The organism is Pseudomonas sp. FSL R10-2189, assembly GCF_009600325.1.
Classification (GTDB): Bacteria; Pseudomonadota; Gammaproteobacteria; order Pseudomonadales; family Pseudomonadaceae; genus Aquipseudomonas; species Aquipseudomonas helleri.
Map to the genome: position 1 here is coordinate 14,186 of NZ_WIVZ01000051.1, position 16,526 is coordinate 30,711.

The window sequence follows — 16,526 nt, forward strand, 5'->3', positions numbered from 1 at the left end:
ATCTTTTAACCACTCAAAAGATCGCGAGACAAGCTCGCTCCTACCGTAGTTGTTCAATGGCTTTTCATGCCCGCCGCGGTCATGAACAGGCGGATCAGCATGGCAAATACAGCCAGGCTCGCCACGCTGGCGGTCCAGATCAACACCAACCAACCAATGCGTTGCCACAGCGGCTTTTTCTCACACGCTTGCACGTCGTTTAAATAGTCTTTGCCAGCCATGTTCAGGCACTCCTCTGAGAAAAGGCTGCGCCCGGTGGGGCGCAGCGGCACTTGCAACTAGTGGTAACCGTCTTCGTGGGTGACTTTGCCGCGGAACACGTAGTAGCTCCAGTAGGTGTAACCCAGGATAAACGGCAGGATGAACAAGGTGCCCACCAGCATAAAGCCTTGGCTTTGCGGCGGCGCAGCGGCCTCCCAGATCGAAATCGACGGCGGGATGATGTTCGGCCACAAGCTGATGCCCAAACCGCTGTAACCCAGAAAAATCAGCAGCAAGGTCAGCAGGAACGGCGTGTAGTGGGCATTGCGCGCAATCGCCTTAAACAGCCCGTACATAGTCACCAGCACCAGAATCGGCACCGGCAAGAACCAGAACAGGTTCGGCAAGGTGAACCAGCGTGCGGCAATGTCTGTGTGCGCCAGCGGCGTCCACAGGCTGACAACGCCCATCACCACCAGCAGGGCAATTGCCAATGGCCGCCCCAGGTTGTGCATGCGCTCTTGCAGCGGGCCTTCGGTTTTCATGATCAACCAGGTGCAGCCGAGCAAGGCGTAGGCCACGATCAGGCCGAGGCCGCAGAACAGGCTGAACGGTGACAACCAGTCCAGCCCGCCACCGGCGTATTCACGGTTGACCACCGGAATCCCTTCAATAAAGGCCCCCAGCGCCACGCCCTGGAAGAAGGTCGCGATGATCGACCCCCAAATGAACGCCTTATCCCAGATGTGACGCTTGTCGGCCGTGGCCTTGAAGCGAAACTCAAAGGCCACACCGCGGAAGATCAAGCCGACCAGCATCAGGATCAGTGGCAGGTACAGCGCCGACAGCACCACCGAATAAGCCAGCGGGAAGGCGCCAAACAGCGCCGCACCGCCCAGTACCAGCCAGGTTTCGTTACCGTCCCAAACGGGGGCAACGGTGTTCATCATCACATCGCGGTCTTTCTCGCCTTTGATAAAGGGGAAGAGGATGCCGATCCCGAGATCGAAGCCATCCATGACCACGTACATCATGACGCCAAAGATGATGATGATTGCCCAGATAAGTGGCAGATCAATACCCATGACTCAGTTCCCCTTCTTCAGGCTGTCGCTGTAACCTTCTTCGGTGCCTTCAACGGCAGCCGACAAAGGACGGGCAGGCGTGCGTTGCTGACCTGGGCCACCTGAAGGCTGACCATCACCCTCGTGGGCAATCGGGCCTTTACGCACCAGACGCATCATGTAGCCAATACCGACGCCGAACAGCGAGAAGTACACCAGCACAAACATGATCAGGGTGATGCTCATTTGCGTCACGCTGTGGTTGGACGACGCATCGGCGGTGCGCATCAACCCGTAGACCACCCACGGCTGACGGCCGACTTCGGTGGTGAACCAGCCCGCCAGGATGGCGATCAAACCCGACGGCCCCATCCACAGCACCAGCTTCAAGAACCAGCGGTTTTCATACAGCGTGCCGCGTTTGCGCAGCCACACGCTCCACAGGCCGATGACGATCATCAGCATGCCCAGCGCCACCATGATGCGGAACGTGAAGAACACGATGGTGGAGTTAGGACGGTCAGCCGCCGGGAAGTCCTTCATCGCCGGGATTTGTTTGTCCAGGCTATGGGTCAGGATCAAACTGCCCAGGTACGGCACTTCGATCTTGTAGTCGGTGGTTTCGGTTTTCATGTTCGGGATGCCGAACAGGATCAGCGGCGTAGGTTCACCGGGCTTGTTTTCCCAGTGCCCTTCGATCGCAGCGATTTTCACCGGCTGATATTTCAGTGTGTTTAACCCGTGGGCATCACCGATAAACGCCTGAATGGGGGCAACCACCAGGGCCATCCACATCGCCATCGAGAACATGCGGCGAATGGCCGGCGTATTGCGCCCACGCAACAGGTGCCAGGCAGCCGAAGCGCCGACAAAGAAGGCGGTGGCCACAAAGGCGGCCGTGGCCATGTGCGCCAGACGGTAAGGGAACGACGGGTTGAAGATCACTGCCAGCCAATCCACCGGGATCACCCGGCCATCAATGATTTCGAAACCCTGCGGGGTTTGCATCCAGCTGTTGGAAGCCAGGATCCAGAAGGTCGAAATCAGCGTGCCAACGGCCACCATGATGGTGGAGAAGAAGTGCATGCCGCGACCCACGCGGTTCCAGCCAAACAGCATGACGCCCAGAAAACCGGCCTCAAGGAAGAAGGCGGTGAGCACTTCATAGGTCAGCAAAGGCCCGGTGACAGCCCCTGCGAAGTCCGAGAACCGCGACCAGTTGGTCCCGAACTGGTACGCCATGACCAGGCCAGAAACCACGCCCATGCCAAAGTTGACTGCAAAAATCTTCGACCAAAAGTGGTACAGGTCGCGGTAGGTATCGTCACGGGTTTTCAGCCACATGCCTTCGAGCACCATGAGATAACTGGCGAGACCGATGGTGATGGCTGGAAATAGAATGTGGAACGATACGGTGAACGCGAACTGAATTCGGGCGAGATCGAGAGCCTCCAAACCGAACATAAGTCTTCCTCTATCAGGTATCAGGTTGTCAGGGCACCGACAGGACGCCGGTGTCCAACAGCCCCACGAGCAATGGCCTTTGCGAATCTGCGCTCACACTGCTGGCCACCACGCAAGGGAATCAGGCCGTCTGGCCATTCCAGTAAAACCCCTGCGGGCTTTGACCTGGATCAAACATTGCTGAAAGAGTAGTCCATTCTTGGCGTGTGGCTAATGTGGCTGGTTGTCGCGTGACAGGTTGTCCCAGGCCCTGAAATAGACAGTTGCAGGAAGTGCGTGTAATAGCCGCAGGCGTTTTTTTGCATGACCGTTGGGCGGTTTTCGCAAAGCGTCAGGGCGAGTCATTATTTGTTACAGAAAAATGATAATCTCGACGTCCCCTGCCCTCTGCCACGACCCTTCAATGACCAGTCAGCCGCTTCTGTTACGTCATCACCGGCCTTTTGTGGCCTTTTGGTTTGCCCGTATCTTCACCGCCAGCGCCTTCCAGATGCTGACAGTTGCCATTGGCTGGAACCTCTACCAGTTGACCGGTAACGTGATGGACCTGGGCTGGGTGGGGCTGATCGAGTTCGCGCCGCGCGTGCTGTTTATGTTGCACACCGGGCATGTGGCCGACCGCTATGACCGCCGCCGGGTGGCCGCGCTGTGCCAGTCGCTGCAAGCGATGATTGCCCTGACCTTGGCGATCAGCAGCCTGAGCGGCAGCATCACCCGTGAAATGATCTTTATCCTGGCGTTTTTACTCGGTGCTGCCCGCTCATTTGAGCTGCCCACTACCCAGGCTTTGTTGCCCTCCATCGTCCCCGTGGCATTGTTCCCCCGCGCCGTGGCCGCCGCACAGGCCGCACAGCAGTCGGCAACCATCGTGGCCCCGGCGTTTGGTGGCTTACTGTATGCGTTCGGCAGCGTGTGGGTGTATGGCCCCAGCGTGGTGCTGTACCTGATTGCCGCACTGTTAATGATCAACCTGCCGGCCCGCCAGGTGGCGCTGAACAAAGGCAAGGCGACGATGCACTCGCTGCTGGCCGGGATTCGCTTTATCCGCAGCCGCCCGGACATCCTCGGGGCCATCTCGCTGGACCTGTTCGCCGTGTTGCTGGGCGGTGCGACTGCGCTGCTGCCGGTGTTTGCCAAAGACATTCTGCTGACCGGCCCGTGGGGCCTGGGCATGCTGCGCTCGGCCCCGGCGGTGGGCGCCTTATTGATGTCATTGTGGTTGGCGCGCTTCCCGTTTGAGCGCAAGGTAGGGCGCACCATGTTTACCGCAGTGGGCATATTCGGGGTCGCGACCATCGCTTTCGGGCTGTCGACCTCGTTCTGGTTCTCGATGGCGGTGCTGGTGGTACTGGGCGCGGCCGACATGATCAGCATGGTTATCCGCGCCTCGTTCGTGCAATTGGAAACTCCGGATGAAATGCGCGGCCGGGTCAGCGCGGTCAACGGCCTGTTTATTGGCGCGTCCAACCAGCTTGGCGAGTTTGAATCCGGCGCCACCGCCCATTGGCTGGGCACCGTACCGGCCGTGGTGCTGGGCGGCGTGGGCACGCTGTTTATCGCCGGGCTGTGGATAAAACTGTTCCCGGGCCTGGCCAAGCGTGACCGGCTGGTGGAAGACTAAAGCGACTACAGCTTAATAGTGGGTTAGCGAATATACAGCTGCGTTTGCAGGCGCTTGAACGGCGCGACCAGCGACGTGTTACAGAACTGGAACCAGCCGTCCTGGTTGTTACCCAAATCGAAGGTGTAGACGTAACCCACGGTGGTGCCCGCACCGTCGCAGGTCACCAAACCCTCACCTTTATTGCACACCGGGGTGCGCACGCCATCAATGATCTGGCCGTCAAACGTCACCGTGGGCTGGCCGCCGTAGCCGCGTTCAAGCACATACACTTTGATGTGCGGCCCACGGTGCTGCATTTTGGTCTGCTCGCGACCATCCGACACATCCTCCACAGCCCCTGATTTAGACGCCACCTTGAGAATTTCGACGGTGCTCAATGGCATCGCCGGCGCGGCGCTCGCCCCGGCGCTTATAAACAGACAACAACCGGCAATTAAAGCGTTGATGGTGTGCTTCATGGATCCCCCCCGATAACTGGCACGCAGTATGCCTGTGCACTCGACGTTACAAAACATCGCGCCGTTGAGTCAGCAAAGCAGCCAGACGTCCGTGCTGCTGGTATGATGCGCGGCTTTTTCCGACAGACAGAAAAACCTCAGGCCTCAGGCGTCTGTGCTTTGCTGTTGAAAACGATTTAATCACGGCGCCGGTGGCGCCACGGGGACTGGCATGCTGGAAAGGCTGTTTCAACTCAAAGCACACAACACCACTGTGCGAACCGAGATTCTTGCGGGTATCACCACCTTCCTGGCGATGGCCTACATCCTCTTCGTGAACCCGAGCATCCTCGGCGAAACCGGGATGGACAAAGGCGCGGTGTTTGTCGCGACCTGCCTGGCAGCCGCCATCGGCTCGGCAATCATGGGCATCATCGCCAACTATCCGATCGCGCTGGCACCGGGCATGGGCCTGAACGCCTTCTTCACCTACACCGTGGTCCTGCACATGGGCCACACCTGGCAAGTGGCGCTGGGTGCGGTGTTTATTTCAGCGGTGCTGTTCTTCCTGCTGTCGATCTTCCGCATCCGCGAATGGATCATCAACAGCATCCCGCTGCCGCTGCGCTCGGCCATTGCTGCCGGTATCGGCCTGTTCCTGGCGCTGATCGCCCTGGGTAACGCCGGTATCGTGGTGGCCAACAAGGCTACCCTGGTGGGCATGGGCGACCTGTCTCAGCCAAAAGTGATCCTGGCCTCCCTGGGCTTTGCCCTGATCGTAGCCCTGGAAGCCCTGCGCGTGCGCGGTGCGGTGCTGATCGGCATTCTGGCGGTGACCGTTGCGTCCATCGCCCTCGGCGTGACCGACTTCGGTGGCGTGATGTCGATGCCGCCTTCGCTGGCCCCGACCTTCCTGCAACTGGACATCAAAGGCGCACTGGACATCGGTTTGGTCAGCGTGATTTTCGCCTTCCTGTTCGTTGACCTGTTCGACAACTCCGGCACCCTGATCGGTGTGGCCAAGCGCGCTGGCCTGATGGGCAAAGACGGCCACATGCCAAAAATGGGCCGCGCCCTGATCGCTGACAGCACCGCGGCCATGGCCGGTTCGTTGCTGGGCACCTCGACCACCACCAGCTACATCGAGTCGGCAGCGGGCGTGAGCGCCGGTGGCCGTACCGGCCTGACCGCCATCGTGGTCGGCATCATGTTCTTGCTGGCGCTGTTCTTCTCGCCACTGGCGGCCAGCGTTCCGGCGTTCGCCACCGCACCTGCGCTGATGTTCGTGGCCGTGCTGATGATGAGCGGCCTGGCCGAAATCGACTGGGAAGACGTAACCGTCGCAGCGCCTGTGGTGATCACCGCGCTGGCCATGCCGTTTACCTACTCCATCGCCAGCGGCATCGCCTTCGGCTTTATTTCCTGGACCGTGATCAAGTTGCTGTCGGGCCGCGTTCGCGAGCTGAATGCGCCGCTGATCATTCTGTCGATTCTGTTTGTGGTCAAGCTGGGTTGGTTTAACGCATGAGTGCTTTGCCGTTTGATTCTGCTACCTACACTCTGGAACTTGAGGCCAAGGCCCAACGACTGCGCGATTTGCTGGCGCCGTTCGACGCGCCTGAGCCGCAGGTATTTGACTCGCCGCTGAAGCACTTTCGCCTGCGCGCCGAGTTCCGCCTGTGGCGCGAAGGTGGCGAGCGCCATTACGCGATGTTCGCCCAGGATGACAAGCGCACGCCGATCCTGATCGAAGACTTCCCGATTGCCAGCCTGCGCATCAACCAGTTGATGCCGCAGCTCAAGGCCGCGTGGCAAGCCAGCTCAGCGCTGAGCCACAAACTGTTCCAGGTGGAGTTCCAGACCACTTTGGCCGGTGATGCCATGGTTACCTTGTGCTATCACCGCCCGCTGGACGAACACTGGCAAAACGCCGCCGAGCAGTTGGCCAAAGACCTCGACATCAGCGTGATTGGCCGCTCCAAGGGCAAGCGCGTCGTGATTGGCCGTGATTACGTGGTCGAGAAGCTCGACATTGCGGGCCGCACCTTCACTTATCAACAACCCGAAGGCGCGTTCACCCAGCCAAACGGCACGGTTAACCAGAAGATGCTCAATTGGGCATACGAAGCATTGGGCGAGCGTTCCGACGACTTGCTCGAGCTGTACTGCGGCAACGGCAACTTCACCCTGCCTTTGGCGACCCGCGTGCGCAACGTGCTGGCCACTGAAATCAGCAAGACCTCGGTCAACGCCGCCTTGAACAACCTCAGCGACAACGCTGTGGATAACGTCAAGCTGGTGCGTTTGTCGGCAGAAGAATTGACCGAAGCCCTGAATGAAGTCCGCCCGTTCCGCCGCTTGCAGGGCATTGACCTGAAAAGCTACGAATTCGGCAGCGTCTTCGTCGACCCGCCGCGCGCGGGCATGGACCCGGACACCTGCGAACTGACCCGCCGCTTCGACAACATCCTGTACATCTCGTGCAACCCGCTGACCCTGGCCGAAAACATCGCCCAACTGCACGACACGCACCGCATCGAGCGTTGCGCCGTGTTTGACCAGTTCCCGTGGACTCACCACATGGAATCGGGCGTGTTGCTGGTTCGTCGCTAAAGCCTGATCGCGAGCAAGCCCGCTCCCACAAGTTGAACCCCTGTGGGAGCGGGCTTGCCCGCGATGGGCGCGCTACGGTTTCTGAACGTGAAAATACCCCGCCACCTGCAACAAATCCGCGTCATTCAATAAGCCCGCGTAGTACTTGAGTTGCACCCGCGCCAGTAAATACGCGTACTTTGCCTCGGCCAAATCCCGCTTGGCGCTATACAGTTGCTGCTCGGCATCCAGTACATCCAGATTGACCCGCTCCCCGCCACTCACGCTTTTGCGCGTTGCATCGACCAACGCACTGGCTGACTGCACGGCCATTTCGTAGGCCCGCACCTTGGCCGCCGCACTGCTGTTGAGGTTGTACTGCTTGCGCAAGTCCACCAACGTCGCAGCTGTTTGCGCGTCCAGTTCGTACTGCGCCTGCGACAGTTGCCGCGCCGCCTGGCGTGTCGATGCCGACACCGAGCCCCCGGCAAACAACGGCACGCTGAGCTGGATGCCGACGCTGTTGGTGTCGTACTTCTGGTGGTAGGTGCTCTCAGAGTCCGAACTGGTTTGCCGACTGCTCGCATACACACTGAGCTTGGGCAGATGCCCGGCCCGCTTGCGTTCCACTTCGTACTCGGCCGACGTCAGGGCGTGCTGTTGCGACGCCAGGTCCGGGTTATTGGCCAGGGCCAGTTCGCGCCAGCTTTCAAAGCGCTGCGGCTCCAGCGGCTGAATGCCGAAGTGCGGCAATAACGGGTCAAGCTGCTCCACCTGCAACGGTTCACCGAGCATGGCCTCCAGCTCGTGCAAGGCGGCATCCAGCGTGTCTTGGGCTTCGATTTCCTGGGCGACCGCCAGGCTCAGGCGCGCCTGGGTTTCAAGTACATCGGTGCGAGTGCCCTCGCCGCCTTTTAACAGCCGTTGATTAAGTTGCAGGCGTTCGCTGTACGCCCGTTTCTGCGCCCGGCTCAGCTCAATCCGCTCCTGTGCCAACAAGGCCTGACTGTAGGCACTCAAAACCCGCACCGCCAAATACTGGCTTTTACTGCGAAAACGCTCGTCGGCCAGCAAGGCCTGCGCCGCGCCTTGTTTAAAGCGTGCATAGGCCTCGTAGTCCAATAGCGGTTGCTGCAGGGTCAACGTCGCCGCATAGCTGCGGTAATCGCGGTCGGTCTTTGTGTGCGATTGCGTGACTTCAGACTCATTGCGCGAGTTGCTGTAATTCCAGGCCAGCGTCGGCAACAGGGCTGAACGCCCGAGCGCTCGGTTTTCCTGGCCCGCAGCGCGCTCTTCTATCGCCGCCTGAAAGGTCGGATCGTTGCGCACCGCCAAGTCATAGGCTTCAAGCAAACCCAATGCCTGTACCGGGCTGGCCAACACCGCGCCCAGCATCAACACCCCGCGGCACAATCGACGCACACTCATTCCTCCACCAACGCCATGTGCGTGCGGTCCAGTAAGGGTTTGAACAGGTAATTCAGCATCGAGCGCTCGCCGGTGCGCACAAAGGCCTCGACCGGCATGCCGGGGCGAATCTGCAAACCGGCCAGTTGCGCCATGCCCTCGGCGCTGACCTGCGCCCGCAACGTGTAATAGGGTTCATCGGTGCGCTCATCGACCTGACGGTCTGCCGACACCAGCGTCACCTCGCCCGCCACCCGTGGCGTGGTGCTTTGGCTAAAGGCCGAGAACATCAGTTGCACCGGCAAACCGGCGTGAACCTTGTCGGCCAATTCCACAGGCACCCGCGCCTCGACCAGTAAGGGTTCGCCCTGCGGGACGATTTCCATCAGGGCCTGGCCCGGCCGGATCACCCCGCCTTCGGTAAACACATCGAGCCCGACCACAATCCCCGCCACCGGCGCGCGTAACTGGCTGTTGGCCAGTTCAAACTCGGCCGACGCCAAGCGGTTGCGCAAGTCTTCGCTGCGTATGCGGGTGTCCGCCAATTGCGTACGGACTTCTTTCTGATATTCCTCGGTCAGTTGGCGAATTTTCAGGCGCATCTCCTGCACCTGACGCTGCAATTGCCCGATGCGGCCATAGTCTTCGCTGATCGAGCCCAGCACTTGGGCGTACACCCGCTCGCTGTCCAGCAGGCGATTACGCGGGATGTACCCTTCGCGAGCCAACTCGCGCAGGCCTTGCAGTTGCTCGTCCAATGCCGTGCGTTGCAGCACTTTATTGGCTTGAGAGTCACGCACCCCGCGCAATTGCGCCTCGGCTCCGGCGATGCTTTCGCCGATGCCTTGCTGATCGAGCAGCAACGCCTGACGCCGGCTGGCGAACAACTGCTGTTGCAACGCCAGGTTCGACGCCACTTCGGGCTCGTGATGCAGCGCCATCAGCTCAGCAGGAAAACTCACACTTGCAGCGCCCTCAACCTCGGCATTGAGCCGGGCCTCGCTGGCCAACGAGCCATAAAACTGGCTGCGCAGCGACTGCGCCTGACCCAGCAACGGCGTTTCTTTGAGCCGGATCAGTACTTGCCCCGCCAGCACACGGTCGCCATCACGCACGTCGATGCGCTCAACAATCCCGCCACTGGGATGCTGCACCACTTTGCGATTGCCTGACACCATGACCTTGCCCGACACCGCGACGCCTTTGTCCAGCGGCGCCAAAGCAGCCCAGGCGAGAAACCCGAGAAACCCGCCGAGCATCAGCAGCCAACCCAGGCGCGCATGGCGACGATCATCCAGTTGCAGCACGTTACCCTCATAGGGCGGTTTGGCGTTTGCGGCATTCATGCTTTGTTCGCCTCTACGGTGCCCAGTCGGTAGCTCACATTCATGGCCGGTTTGGGCGCTGCGGGCTTGGGCGCGGCGAGCACCTTGGCGGTGGGGCCAAAGGCTTGTAACTGACCTTCGCGCAGGATCAACAGCTGATCTGTGAGGGTCAGTACGTTGGGTTTGTGGGTGATCAGGATCAGCGTGCGCTTGAGCTGTTTGAGTTGGGCAATGGCCTGTAGCAAGGCTTGCTCCCCGGCTTCATCAAGGTTGGCGTTGGGTTCATCGAGTACGATCAGCGCGGGCAAGCCGTACAAGGCACGGGCCAGGCCGATACGTTGCTTCTGCCCGCCCGACAACCCGGCGCCGCCGTCGCCCAAGCGGGTGTCGTAGCCTTCGGGCATTTGCAAAATCAGTGAATGCACACCTGCCATCTGCGCCGCCGCCAACACCTTGTCGGCATCAACCTGGGCAAAGCGGGCGATGTTTTGCGCGATGGTCCCGGCAAACAACTGAATATCCTGAGGCAAATACCCCAGATGGGGGCCGAGTTGCTGTTTGTCCCACTGCGACAGTTGCGCACCATCTAACCGAACCTTGCCAGCCAGCGGCTGCCAGACCCCAATCAGCAAGCGGGCCAACGTCGACTTGCCGCAGCCTGACGGGCCGATCACACCGAGCACCTGCCCGGCGGGCAGGGTAAAACTCAGGTTGCTCAACGTGGCACGCCGCGTTCCGGGTGCGCTGGCGCTGAGTTGCTCGACCGCCAGCTCGCCCCGTGGATCGGGCAGCGCCATGCGCGGCGGGCGGGCCGGATGCGCCTGCAACAGTGATTCGAGGCGTTGATAGGCCAGGCGCGCTGAAGTCCATTGCTTCCACACACCAATCAACTGATCGATAGGGCTCAGCACCCGGCCCATCAAAATGGACCCGGCGATCATCATCCCGGCGGTGATTTGCCCTTGCACCGCCAGCAATGCACCCAGCCCCAGCACCAGTGATTGCAGGGCCAGACGTACGCCCTTGGACCAGGCACCGACACTGGCGGTTTTTTCACTGGCCAGGTTCTGCTGCGCCAAAAATGCCGTGTGCTGCGCCAGCCAATGGCCGCGCAAGGTCGCGAGCATGCCCATCGCCTCAATCGCTTCGGCATTGCGCAAATGCGCGCTGGCCTGCTGGGTGGCCTCAACCGATAACTCGCTGGCGGCCTTGAGCGGCCCCTGCGACACCCGCTGATTAAGCCACGCCAGCAACATCAACAGTACCGCACCACCGAGGGCCAGCAGCCCCAACCACGGGCTGAACATAAAGATCACCCACAGATACACCGGAAACCACGGCGCATCGAAAAACGCGAACAACGCATTGCCGGTCGCGAACTGGCGCAGGCTGGTCAGGTCATTCAGCGCCTGCCCGGTCGCCGGGCTGCCGGTGCTTAATTGCGCCTCAAAGGCGGCGTCATAGACCCGCTGATTCAAGCGCATGTCCATTTGCGTGCCGAGGCGGATCACCACCTGGCTGCGCACCCATTCCAACGCGCCCATCAGGCCAAACAGGCCGAGGATCATCAGCGTCAGCATCAACAGGGTCATTTCATTGCCCGACGCCAACACCCGGTCGTACACCTGCAACATGTACAGCGCGGGGGCCAGCATCAGTAAATTGATCACGGCCGAGAACAGGCCGATGTTGAAAAAAGCACGTTTGTAGGCCGTCAAGGCAGCCAGCATCTCGTTGGCGACGTGGGCTTTGGGCCGGGTCATGAAGAGGGTTCCGTGGAAAAATCACCGATCAAACTGCGGGAGCTGACTCGCCAGCGAGGTCATCGCGAGCAAGCCCGCTCCCACAGGATTGGGTTCAAGGCTGAGAGAGCGTGTTAAGCCGCCAGCGCCCAGTCTTGGGCAGCGTCTTGCACACCGACCAGACCGATATCAGCCGCAAACGCGGTGTCGGCGTGCGCCAGACCGGCAGCCGCCAGTTGGTCGAAGGTCGAATCGGTGCTCAGATTGAACTCGCTCAGCAGGGTGTTGAGCACGCCTTCCAGGCCCGCCACGTTGCCGCGCATCAGGCCGTAGATCACGTCCTGAACGGCGTTGCCTGCACGGCCAGCATCGCTGGCAGCGGACAGGTCGAGGCCGTTGAAGGAGACAAAGTAATCATCAAGTGTGAATGGGCTACCACTGCCGCCGTTCAAATCCGTGCCCAGTTGTACGCTGTCCAACTCACCCCACAGGTAGTGATTCATGTTGTCACCCGGTGAAACAAGCGGGTTATACACATAATGCAAGCCATCAGTCGTATCGCTTCCGGCGATGTAGGCATACTGAGACCCATTGGCACCGTGGGTCGCATATTGCTCGCCATCATACTGACCCGTGCCCGTGTTAAATCCACCTGTATTGCCCGTACCATGGCCGGCCGTTTTGAAACCAGTGGACCAGACGCTGAGCACGTCCTGAATGGAAATATCACCAAATGCAGAGTTATAGGTAATTGAAATAGCCATCTCTTAACCTTTTCCTTGGACAGTTTTAGTGAGCGCACACGAACGTGTGCATTTACCCGACATGGGCAAATTCTTTAATAAGGAATACGTTTTCTACTTAAAACTTATATTCGAGCATACCGCTCAGTGTCCGCCCGCGCGCCAGACTCAAGTTATTAACATCACCCATAGCAACAAAGTAGGCTTCGTCCGTAGCGTTTTCCATCACCAACGAAATATTAAAATCGTCAGTCATCCAGTAACTGGCATACAGGTCATAGACACTGTATTTAGGCCACATGGCCTGTTCGATGGACTTATAGTTATGCGCATTAAGATCTCTGCCGTTGCCAGGGCTGTAGCGCAGGCGAACGCCTGTATCCAAACGCCGCTCCAGGAAGCGCGCACCAATGGTTAATGAGCCTCGATCCGCAGGCATGTACGTCGCATTGCCCATTATCCCGCCACAATCAACCGCGTTATTTTTCACATCATCATCCAGCCACTCTTTTTCGCTGACAGGACGAATACCTATTTTTCCATCCGGACGTACATAGCGCTCTATATAACTCTTGAGTGTTTTCCCTGTTGTTTTCGCTCCACCCATGTAATAGCGCTTGGAACAAAAGTCATTACTGCCGATCATATGGGTATAACTCAAGTTTGTATAAGCCCGCCCCATGTCGTAATTAAGTTGATATTCAACACCTCGAAAACGTGTATCACTCAGATTATTAACGTACGCCAGGTCACCAAAATTACTCGTCGCGGCCTCCGGCAGGCTAATACCGTACTGCATAAACGAGAAATTCTTGATTCGGTTATCGAAGTACGACACCTTCATCCCGAGCCGGTCATTATCGAAGAACAGCGACTCTTTGAAGATATTGAAACCCACCTCCCAGTCTTTCGACTCTTCAGCCTTGAGGAAAGGATTTGGGAATACCCGCTCAGGTGCTTCGCCAGCATGGGGGCGCCCTGTCATGAACACCTCCGTCACTGCCGGTGGGCGCCAGCCTTTACCGACATGAGAATACAGTTGCAGCCAGTCCACACCGGGCTTGATGGCGATGCCAAAGGTCGGCGAAAAATGACCGCTCTCATTGTCCACGTCGTACATCTTTTCGACGCGCTTACCTGGGTCGAGATTGACCACCGGCACACCATTTTCATAACGAATGATTTGTCGTTCGAAAAGCGTCATGCCTGTTTTACCTTCCAGGCGATAGCGGTCATAGCGCAAACCACCGCTCAGGTTCAACCAACCGTTGTAGTCATACTCCAGATTACTGAACAGACTGGCCATAGTTCGCTTGCCAGAGGGGTTCGCGCCCTCTACATAAGGTAGCGACTGTTCGTTGACGGCGGCCACTTTGTTGGTGCGCGGCGTGAATGTGTCCTGATACATCTCCAGGCCGTAATTCACACTCAACTGACCATAGGTGTCGAAGTTGAACAGTGAGGTGTTTTGCACCAACCCGCCCCAGGTCTCCGTCTGGAAACGGTCTTTATAAGCACCAAAGGCGTTGTCTGCCGTGGCGTTATGCCGGGCATTGGCACGGTCCAGTTGCGTGTCGACGTAATACAGCTTGGCCTTCAGATCGATCAGTTCGTTGTCCGGGTTCCAGCTGTAATCAATCGCGTAGTTGGCGGTGCTCAGGTTGTTTTTGCTGTGCCGAACATAGTCATAACCCGACTGATCAGCCTTGAGGTAGGTCCAGGCATCATTGCTGTCGCTGTCGGTGTTCAGGTAACTCAACTGCACACGCTGGTCGTTCGGCAGGTTGAGACCGAACTTGGCCATTTGCGAGCGGGTCACGCTGCCTGCGTCACCGACTTCACTTTTCAGCCAGCTTTTCCAGGCTTCGGGGCGTACATCTTTGAGCCGAAGCTGAGAACCTAAATTGCCCGCATGCTGCCGCCCGCTGCGGTAGTTGCCGAAGTGCCGCTCGCTCACGGCAAACAAGGCATCACCGATATCGTTACCAAACGCGAATACCCCGCCACCGTTGAAATAGGTGCCGTTGCCCATGTTGCCGATACCGCTGCCGGCACGAATGCGCCCGCCGTATTCTTTGCCGTCTTTCAGGAAGTCACTGGCTTCGAGGGTTCTGAATGTGGCGATCCCCCCGATAACGCCGGCACCGCCCAGGGTGGACTGCGAGCCTTTGTCGATTTCGATGCTGGAGACCATTTCCGGGTCGATCAGCATCACGCCATTGCGGTGCTGGTGGCCGTTGACGTTGAAGTTCTGGCGCATGCCGTCAACGTTCATGTTGACCCGGCCATAGTCCTGAACCCCACGAATATTGATCGACAAACCTGGGTCACGCTGGTCGACAGCCGTGTACACGCCGGGGGTTTCTTCGAGCATGTCGGCGGCATGGCGCGGGGCACGCTTGTTGATTTGCTCGCGGGTTATCACTGACACCGCTTGGGGCGTTTGGTACACCCAGTCTGCGCCGTTGCCGTTCTCACTGGCGGTCACCGAGGTGGTGCCCAGCGCCAGCGCACCTTTGGCCTCACCGCTCACACGGGTCAAGGTCACTTGGCGTTCACCCGTAAAGCGGTATTCCACCGGGTTGCTGCCCAGCAGGCGCGCCAGGCCTTCCTGCACACCGAAGTCACCGTTAAGGGGCTGCGAAGTCAGGCCACGCAGCATCTGGCTGTCGAACAGCACCTGCAAACCGGCTTGCTCGGCAAACACCAGCACCGCTTTGTCCAGCGGCTGCGCCGGGATGTGGAAGGCGATGAATTCTTGCGCAATGGCGCTGCTGACTTTTTCAACGGCGTGCACCGGTGCATGGGCCGCCAATACGGCCAATATTCCCACATGTACAGCAAAGGCCAACCGGCTTGCGGGCTGCTTCCCTTTGCGCTGACTAACGACCATTTTTTGTTATCCCCAGGCTTACATGTTTTGTCATGAGAATGAATCTCAATAGCAAGACGAACGGGCGGGGAAAAGTCAGTAAAGGTTTTTGCGAATAATTTTCAGAAGTTCGGTATGGCTGATGAAACCCATGTAGGAGCGAGCTTGCCTCGCGATCTTTGAAGGTCAAAAGATCGCGAGGCAAGCTCGTTCCTACAGGGATCGGTTTAATAAATCAGGCTGACGCCTGCCAGTTCCACACGTTTGACGTGCAATTCCTGAGTGAGGGTGTGCAAGGCGCTGTCGAGCATTTCGAGGCGGAAGACGCCGCTGACTTGCCGATCGGCCAAGGCACGGTTGGCCAGAACGATTTGCCCGGGGCGGTAACGGTTGAGTTGCTCGATCACGTGGGCCAACGGCTGGCGATCAAAAATCAGCACGCCGCGTCGCCAACTGGTGGCCGCACTCAGGTCATAACCGGGTAAGGGTTGCACGCCATTGCGTGAGCTGTAACGCGCACTCTGCCCCTCTTGCAGGGTTTGTCGGGCTGCGCCTTGAACCGGCGGGCTTTGCAGGCTCACAGCGACGCTGTGTTGCAACACCCCGACCCACGCCTGGTCGCTGCCTTGGCGCCCGACAACAAATTGTGTGCCCAGGGCTTTGGTTTGCCCGCCCGCGCTTTGCACCACAAAGGGCCGGACTTCTGCCTCGCCCATCGGCGCCACGTCAAACACTGCCGAGCCCGCCAGCAGGCTGATTCGCCGTTCGTAGGTGTCGTAATCGATGCGGATGGCGCTCGACGCATCCAGCTCCACCGAGCTGCCGTCATCAAGCTGCACGGTACGGATTTCTCCTGCGCCGGTGCGGTAGTCGGACTGCATATTGATCAGCACTGTCGGGCCGCTGATCCAGCCCACTGCCAACACCAAGGACAGTACCGCAGCCCGCCCGACCCAACGCAGCGGGCGTCTGCGCCGAGTCACCGGCGCAGACGCCCGCTGCGTTGGGTCGGGCGGGCTGCGGTACTGTCCTTGGTGTTGGCAGTGGGCTGGATC

Annotated in this window: 13 protein-coding genes; 3 read left to right on the forward strand and 10 right to left on the reverse strand. The window is 59.2% G+C overall.

The genetic code is table 11. The annotated features are described in order from the left end of the window. Window positions 1-53 precede the first annotated feature (53 nt). The 3 genes from GHO32_RS24165 to GHO32_RS24175 are packed head-to-tail and all read right to left on the reverse strand — an operon-like array spanning window position 54 to window position 2,729. Window positions 54-221, reverse strand: a complete 168-nt coding sequence (locus GHO32_RS24165; RefSeq protein ID WP_048367442.1) for a DUF2474 domain-containing protein — start codon at window positions 219-221, stop codon at window positions 54-56. Window positions 222-278: 57 nt separating this feature from the next. Continuing rightward, a complete protein-coding gene (cydB, locus tag GHO32_RS24170; RefSeq protein ID WP_048389485.1) occupies window positions 279-1,286 on the reverse strand; it encodes a cytochrome d ubiquinol oxidase subunit II in 1,008 nt (335 codons plus the stop codon). Between the two features lie 3 nt (window positions 1,287-1,289). Further along, entirely contained in the window at window positions 1,290-2,729 is a 1,440-nt protein-coding gene (locus GHO32_RS24175; RefSeq protein ID WP_048389484.1) for a cytochrome ubiquinol oxidase subunit I, read from the reverse strand. A 403-nt stretch (window positions 2,730-3,132) separates the two neighbouring features. Here GHO32_RS24175 and GHO32_RS24180 point away from each other — a divergent pair, with 403 nt between their 5' ends. Continuing rightward, complete coding sequence (locus GHO32_RS24180; RefSeq protein WP_153336066.1) at window positions 3,133-4,350, forward strand: MFS transporter; 1,218 nt, start codon at window positions 3,133-3,135, stop codon at window positions 4,348-4,350. Window positions 4,351-4,373: 23 nt separating this feature from the next. Here GHO32_RS24180 and GHO32_RS24185 read toward each other — a convergent pair whose 3' ends face one another. Next, the gene (locus GHO32_RS24185; protein WP_256665444.1) at window positions 4,374-4,811 is read right to left on the reverse strand and encodes a DUF4879 domain-containing protein; all 438 of its coding nucleotides are present in this window, start codon (window positions 4,809-4,811) and stop codon (window positions 4,374-4,376) included. Window positions 4,812-5,022: 211 nt separating this feature from the next. Here GHO32_RS24185 and GHO32_RS24190 point away from each other — a divergent pair, with 211 nt between their 5' ends. Both GHO32_RS24190 and trmA read left to right on the forward strand, forming a co-directional pair. Then, entirely contained in the window at window positions 5,023-6,318 is a 1,296-nt protein-coding gene (locus tag GHO32_RS24190) for an NCS2 family permease (RefSeq protein WP_048389482.1), read from the forward strand. Further along, a complete protein-coding gene (trmA, locus tag GHO32_RS24195; protein WP_153336068.1) occupies window positions 6,315-7,403 on the forward strand; it encodes a tRNA (uridine(54)-C5)-methyltransferase TrmA in 1,089 nt (362 codons plus the stop codon). Before GHO32_RS24190 ends, trmA begins: the two co-directional genes overlap by 4 nt. A gap of 72 nt (window positions 7,404-7,475) precedes the next feature. Here trmA and GHO32_RS24200 read toward each other — a convergent pair whose 3' ends face one another. From GHO32_RS24200 to GHO32_RS24225, 6 genes are all read right to left on the reverse strand, one after another. After that, complete coding sequence (locus GHO32_RS24200) at window positions 7,476-8,810, reverse strand: TolC family outer membrane protein (protein WP_153336069.1); 1,335 nt, start codon at window positions 8,808-8,810, stop codon at window positions 7,476-7,478. Then, window positions 8,807-10,135: an HlyD family type I secretion periplasmic adaptor subunit gene (locus tag GHO32_RS24205; RefSeq protein ID WP_153336070.1), complete on the reverse strand. Its 1,329-nt coding sequence runs from the start codon at window positions 10,133-10,135 to the stop codon at window positions 8,807-8,809. The genes GHO32_RS24200 and GHO32_RS24205 overlap by 4 nt, the downstream gene beginning before the upstream one ends. Continuing rightward, a complete protein-coding gene (locus GHO32_RS24210) occupies window positions 10,132-11,877 on the reverse strand; it encodes a type I secretion system permease/ATPase (RefSeq protein ID WP_153336071.1) in 1,746 nt (581 codons plus the stop codon). The genes GHO32_RS24205 and GHO32_RS24210 overlap by 4 nt, the downstream gene beginning before the upstream one ends. 113 nt (window positions 11,878-11,990) lie before the next feature. Then, the gene (locus GHO32_RS24215) at window positions 11,991-12,620 is read right to left on the reverse strand and encodes a heme acquisition protein HasA (protein WP_123752072.1); all 630 of its coding nucleotides are present in this window, start codon (window positions 12,618-12,620) and stop codon (window positions 11,991-11,993) included. A 97-nt stretch (window positions 12,621-12,717) separates the two neighbouring features. After that, on the reverse strand, window positions 12,718-15,492 hold the full coding sequence (locus GHO32_RS24220) for a TonB-dependent receptor (protein ID WP_153336072.1): 2,775 nt from the start codon (window positions 15,490-15,492) through the stop codon (window positions 12,718-12,720). A 206-nt stretch (window positions 15,493-15,698) separates the two neighbouring features. Further along, window positions 15,699-16,526, reverse strand: an 828-nt coding sequence (locus GHO32_RS24225; RefSeq protein WP_256678626.1) for a FecR family protein, incomplete at its 5' end; no start/stop codon positions are given.

Coding starts and splice junctions, on each gene's coding strand:
- GHO32_RS24175 (WP_048389484.1), bottom strand. CDS start 2,729: ATGTTCGGTTTGGAGGCTCTCGATCTCGCCCGAATTCAGTTCGCGTTC.
- GHO32_RS24165 (WP_048367442.1), bottom strand. CDS start 221: ATGGCTGGCAAAGACTATTTAAACGACGTGCAAGCGTGTGAGAAAAAG.
- GHO32_RS24180 (WP_153336066.1), top strand. CDS start 3,133: ATGACCAGTCAGCCGCTTCTGTTACGTCATCACCGGCCTTTTGTGGCC.
- trmA (WP_153336068.1), top strand. CDS start 6,315: ATGAGTGCTTTGCCGTTTGATTCTGCTACCTACACTCTGGAACTTGAG.
- GHO32_RS24190 (WP_048389482.1), top strand. CDS start 5,023: ATGCTGGAAAGGCTGTTTCAACTCAAAGCACACAACACCACTGTGCGA.
- GHO32_RS24200 (WP_153336069.1), bottom strand. CDS start 8,810: ATGAGTGTGCGTCGATTGTGCCGCGGGGTGTTGATGCTGGGCGCGGTG.
- GHO32_RS24205 (WP_153336070.1), bottom strand. CDS start 10,135: ATGAATGCCGCAAACGCCAAACCGCCCTATGAGGGTAACGTGCTGCAA.
- GHO32_RS24210 (WP_153336071.1), bottom strand. CDS start 11,877: ATGACCCGGCCCAAAGCCCACGTCGCCAACGAGATGCTGGCTGCCTTG.
- GHO32_RS24220 (WP_153336072.1), bottom strand. CDS start 15,492: ATGGTCGTTAGTCAGCGCAAAGGGAAGCAGCCCGCAAGCCGGTTGGCC.
- GHO32_RS24185 (WP_256665444.1), bottom strand. CDS start 4,811: ATGAAGCACACCATCAACGCTTTAATTGCCGGTTGTTGTCTGTTTATA.
- GHO32_RS24215 (WP_123752072.1), bottom strand. CDS start 12,620: ATGGCTATTTCAATTACCTATAACTCTGCATTTGGTGATATTTCCATT.
- cydB (WP_048389485.1), bottom strand. CDS start 1,286: ATGGGTATTGATCTGCCACTTATCTGGGCAATCATCATCATCTTTGGC.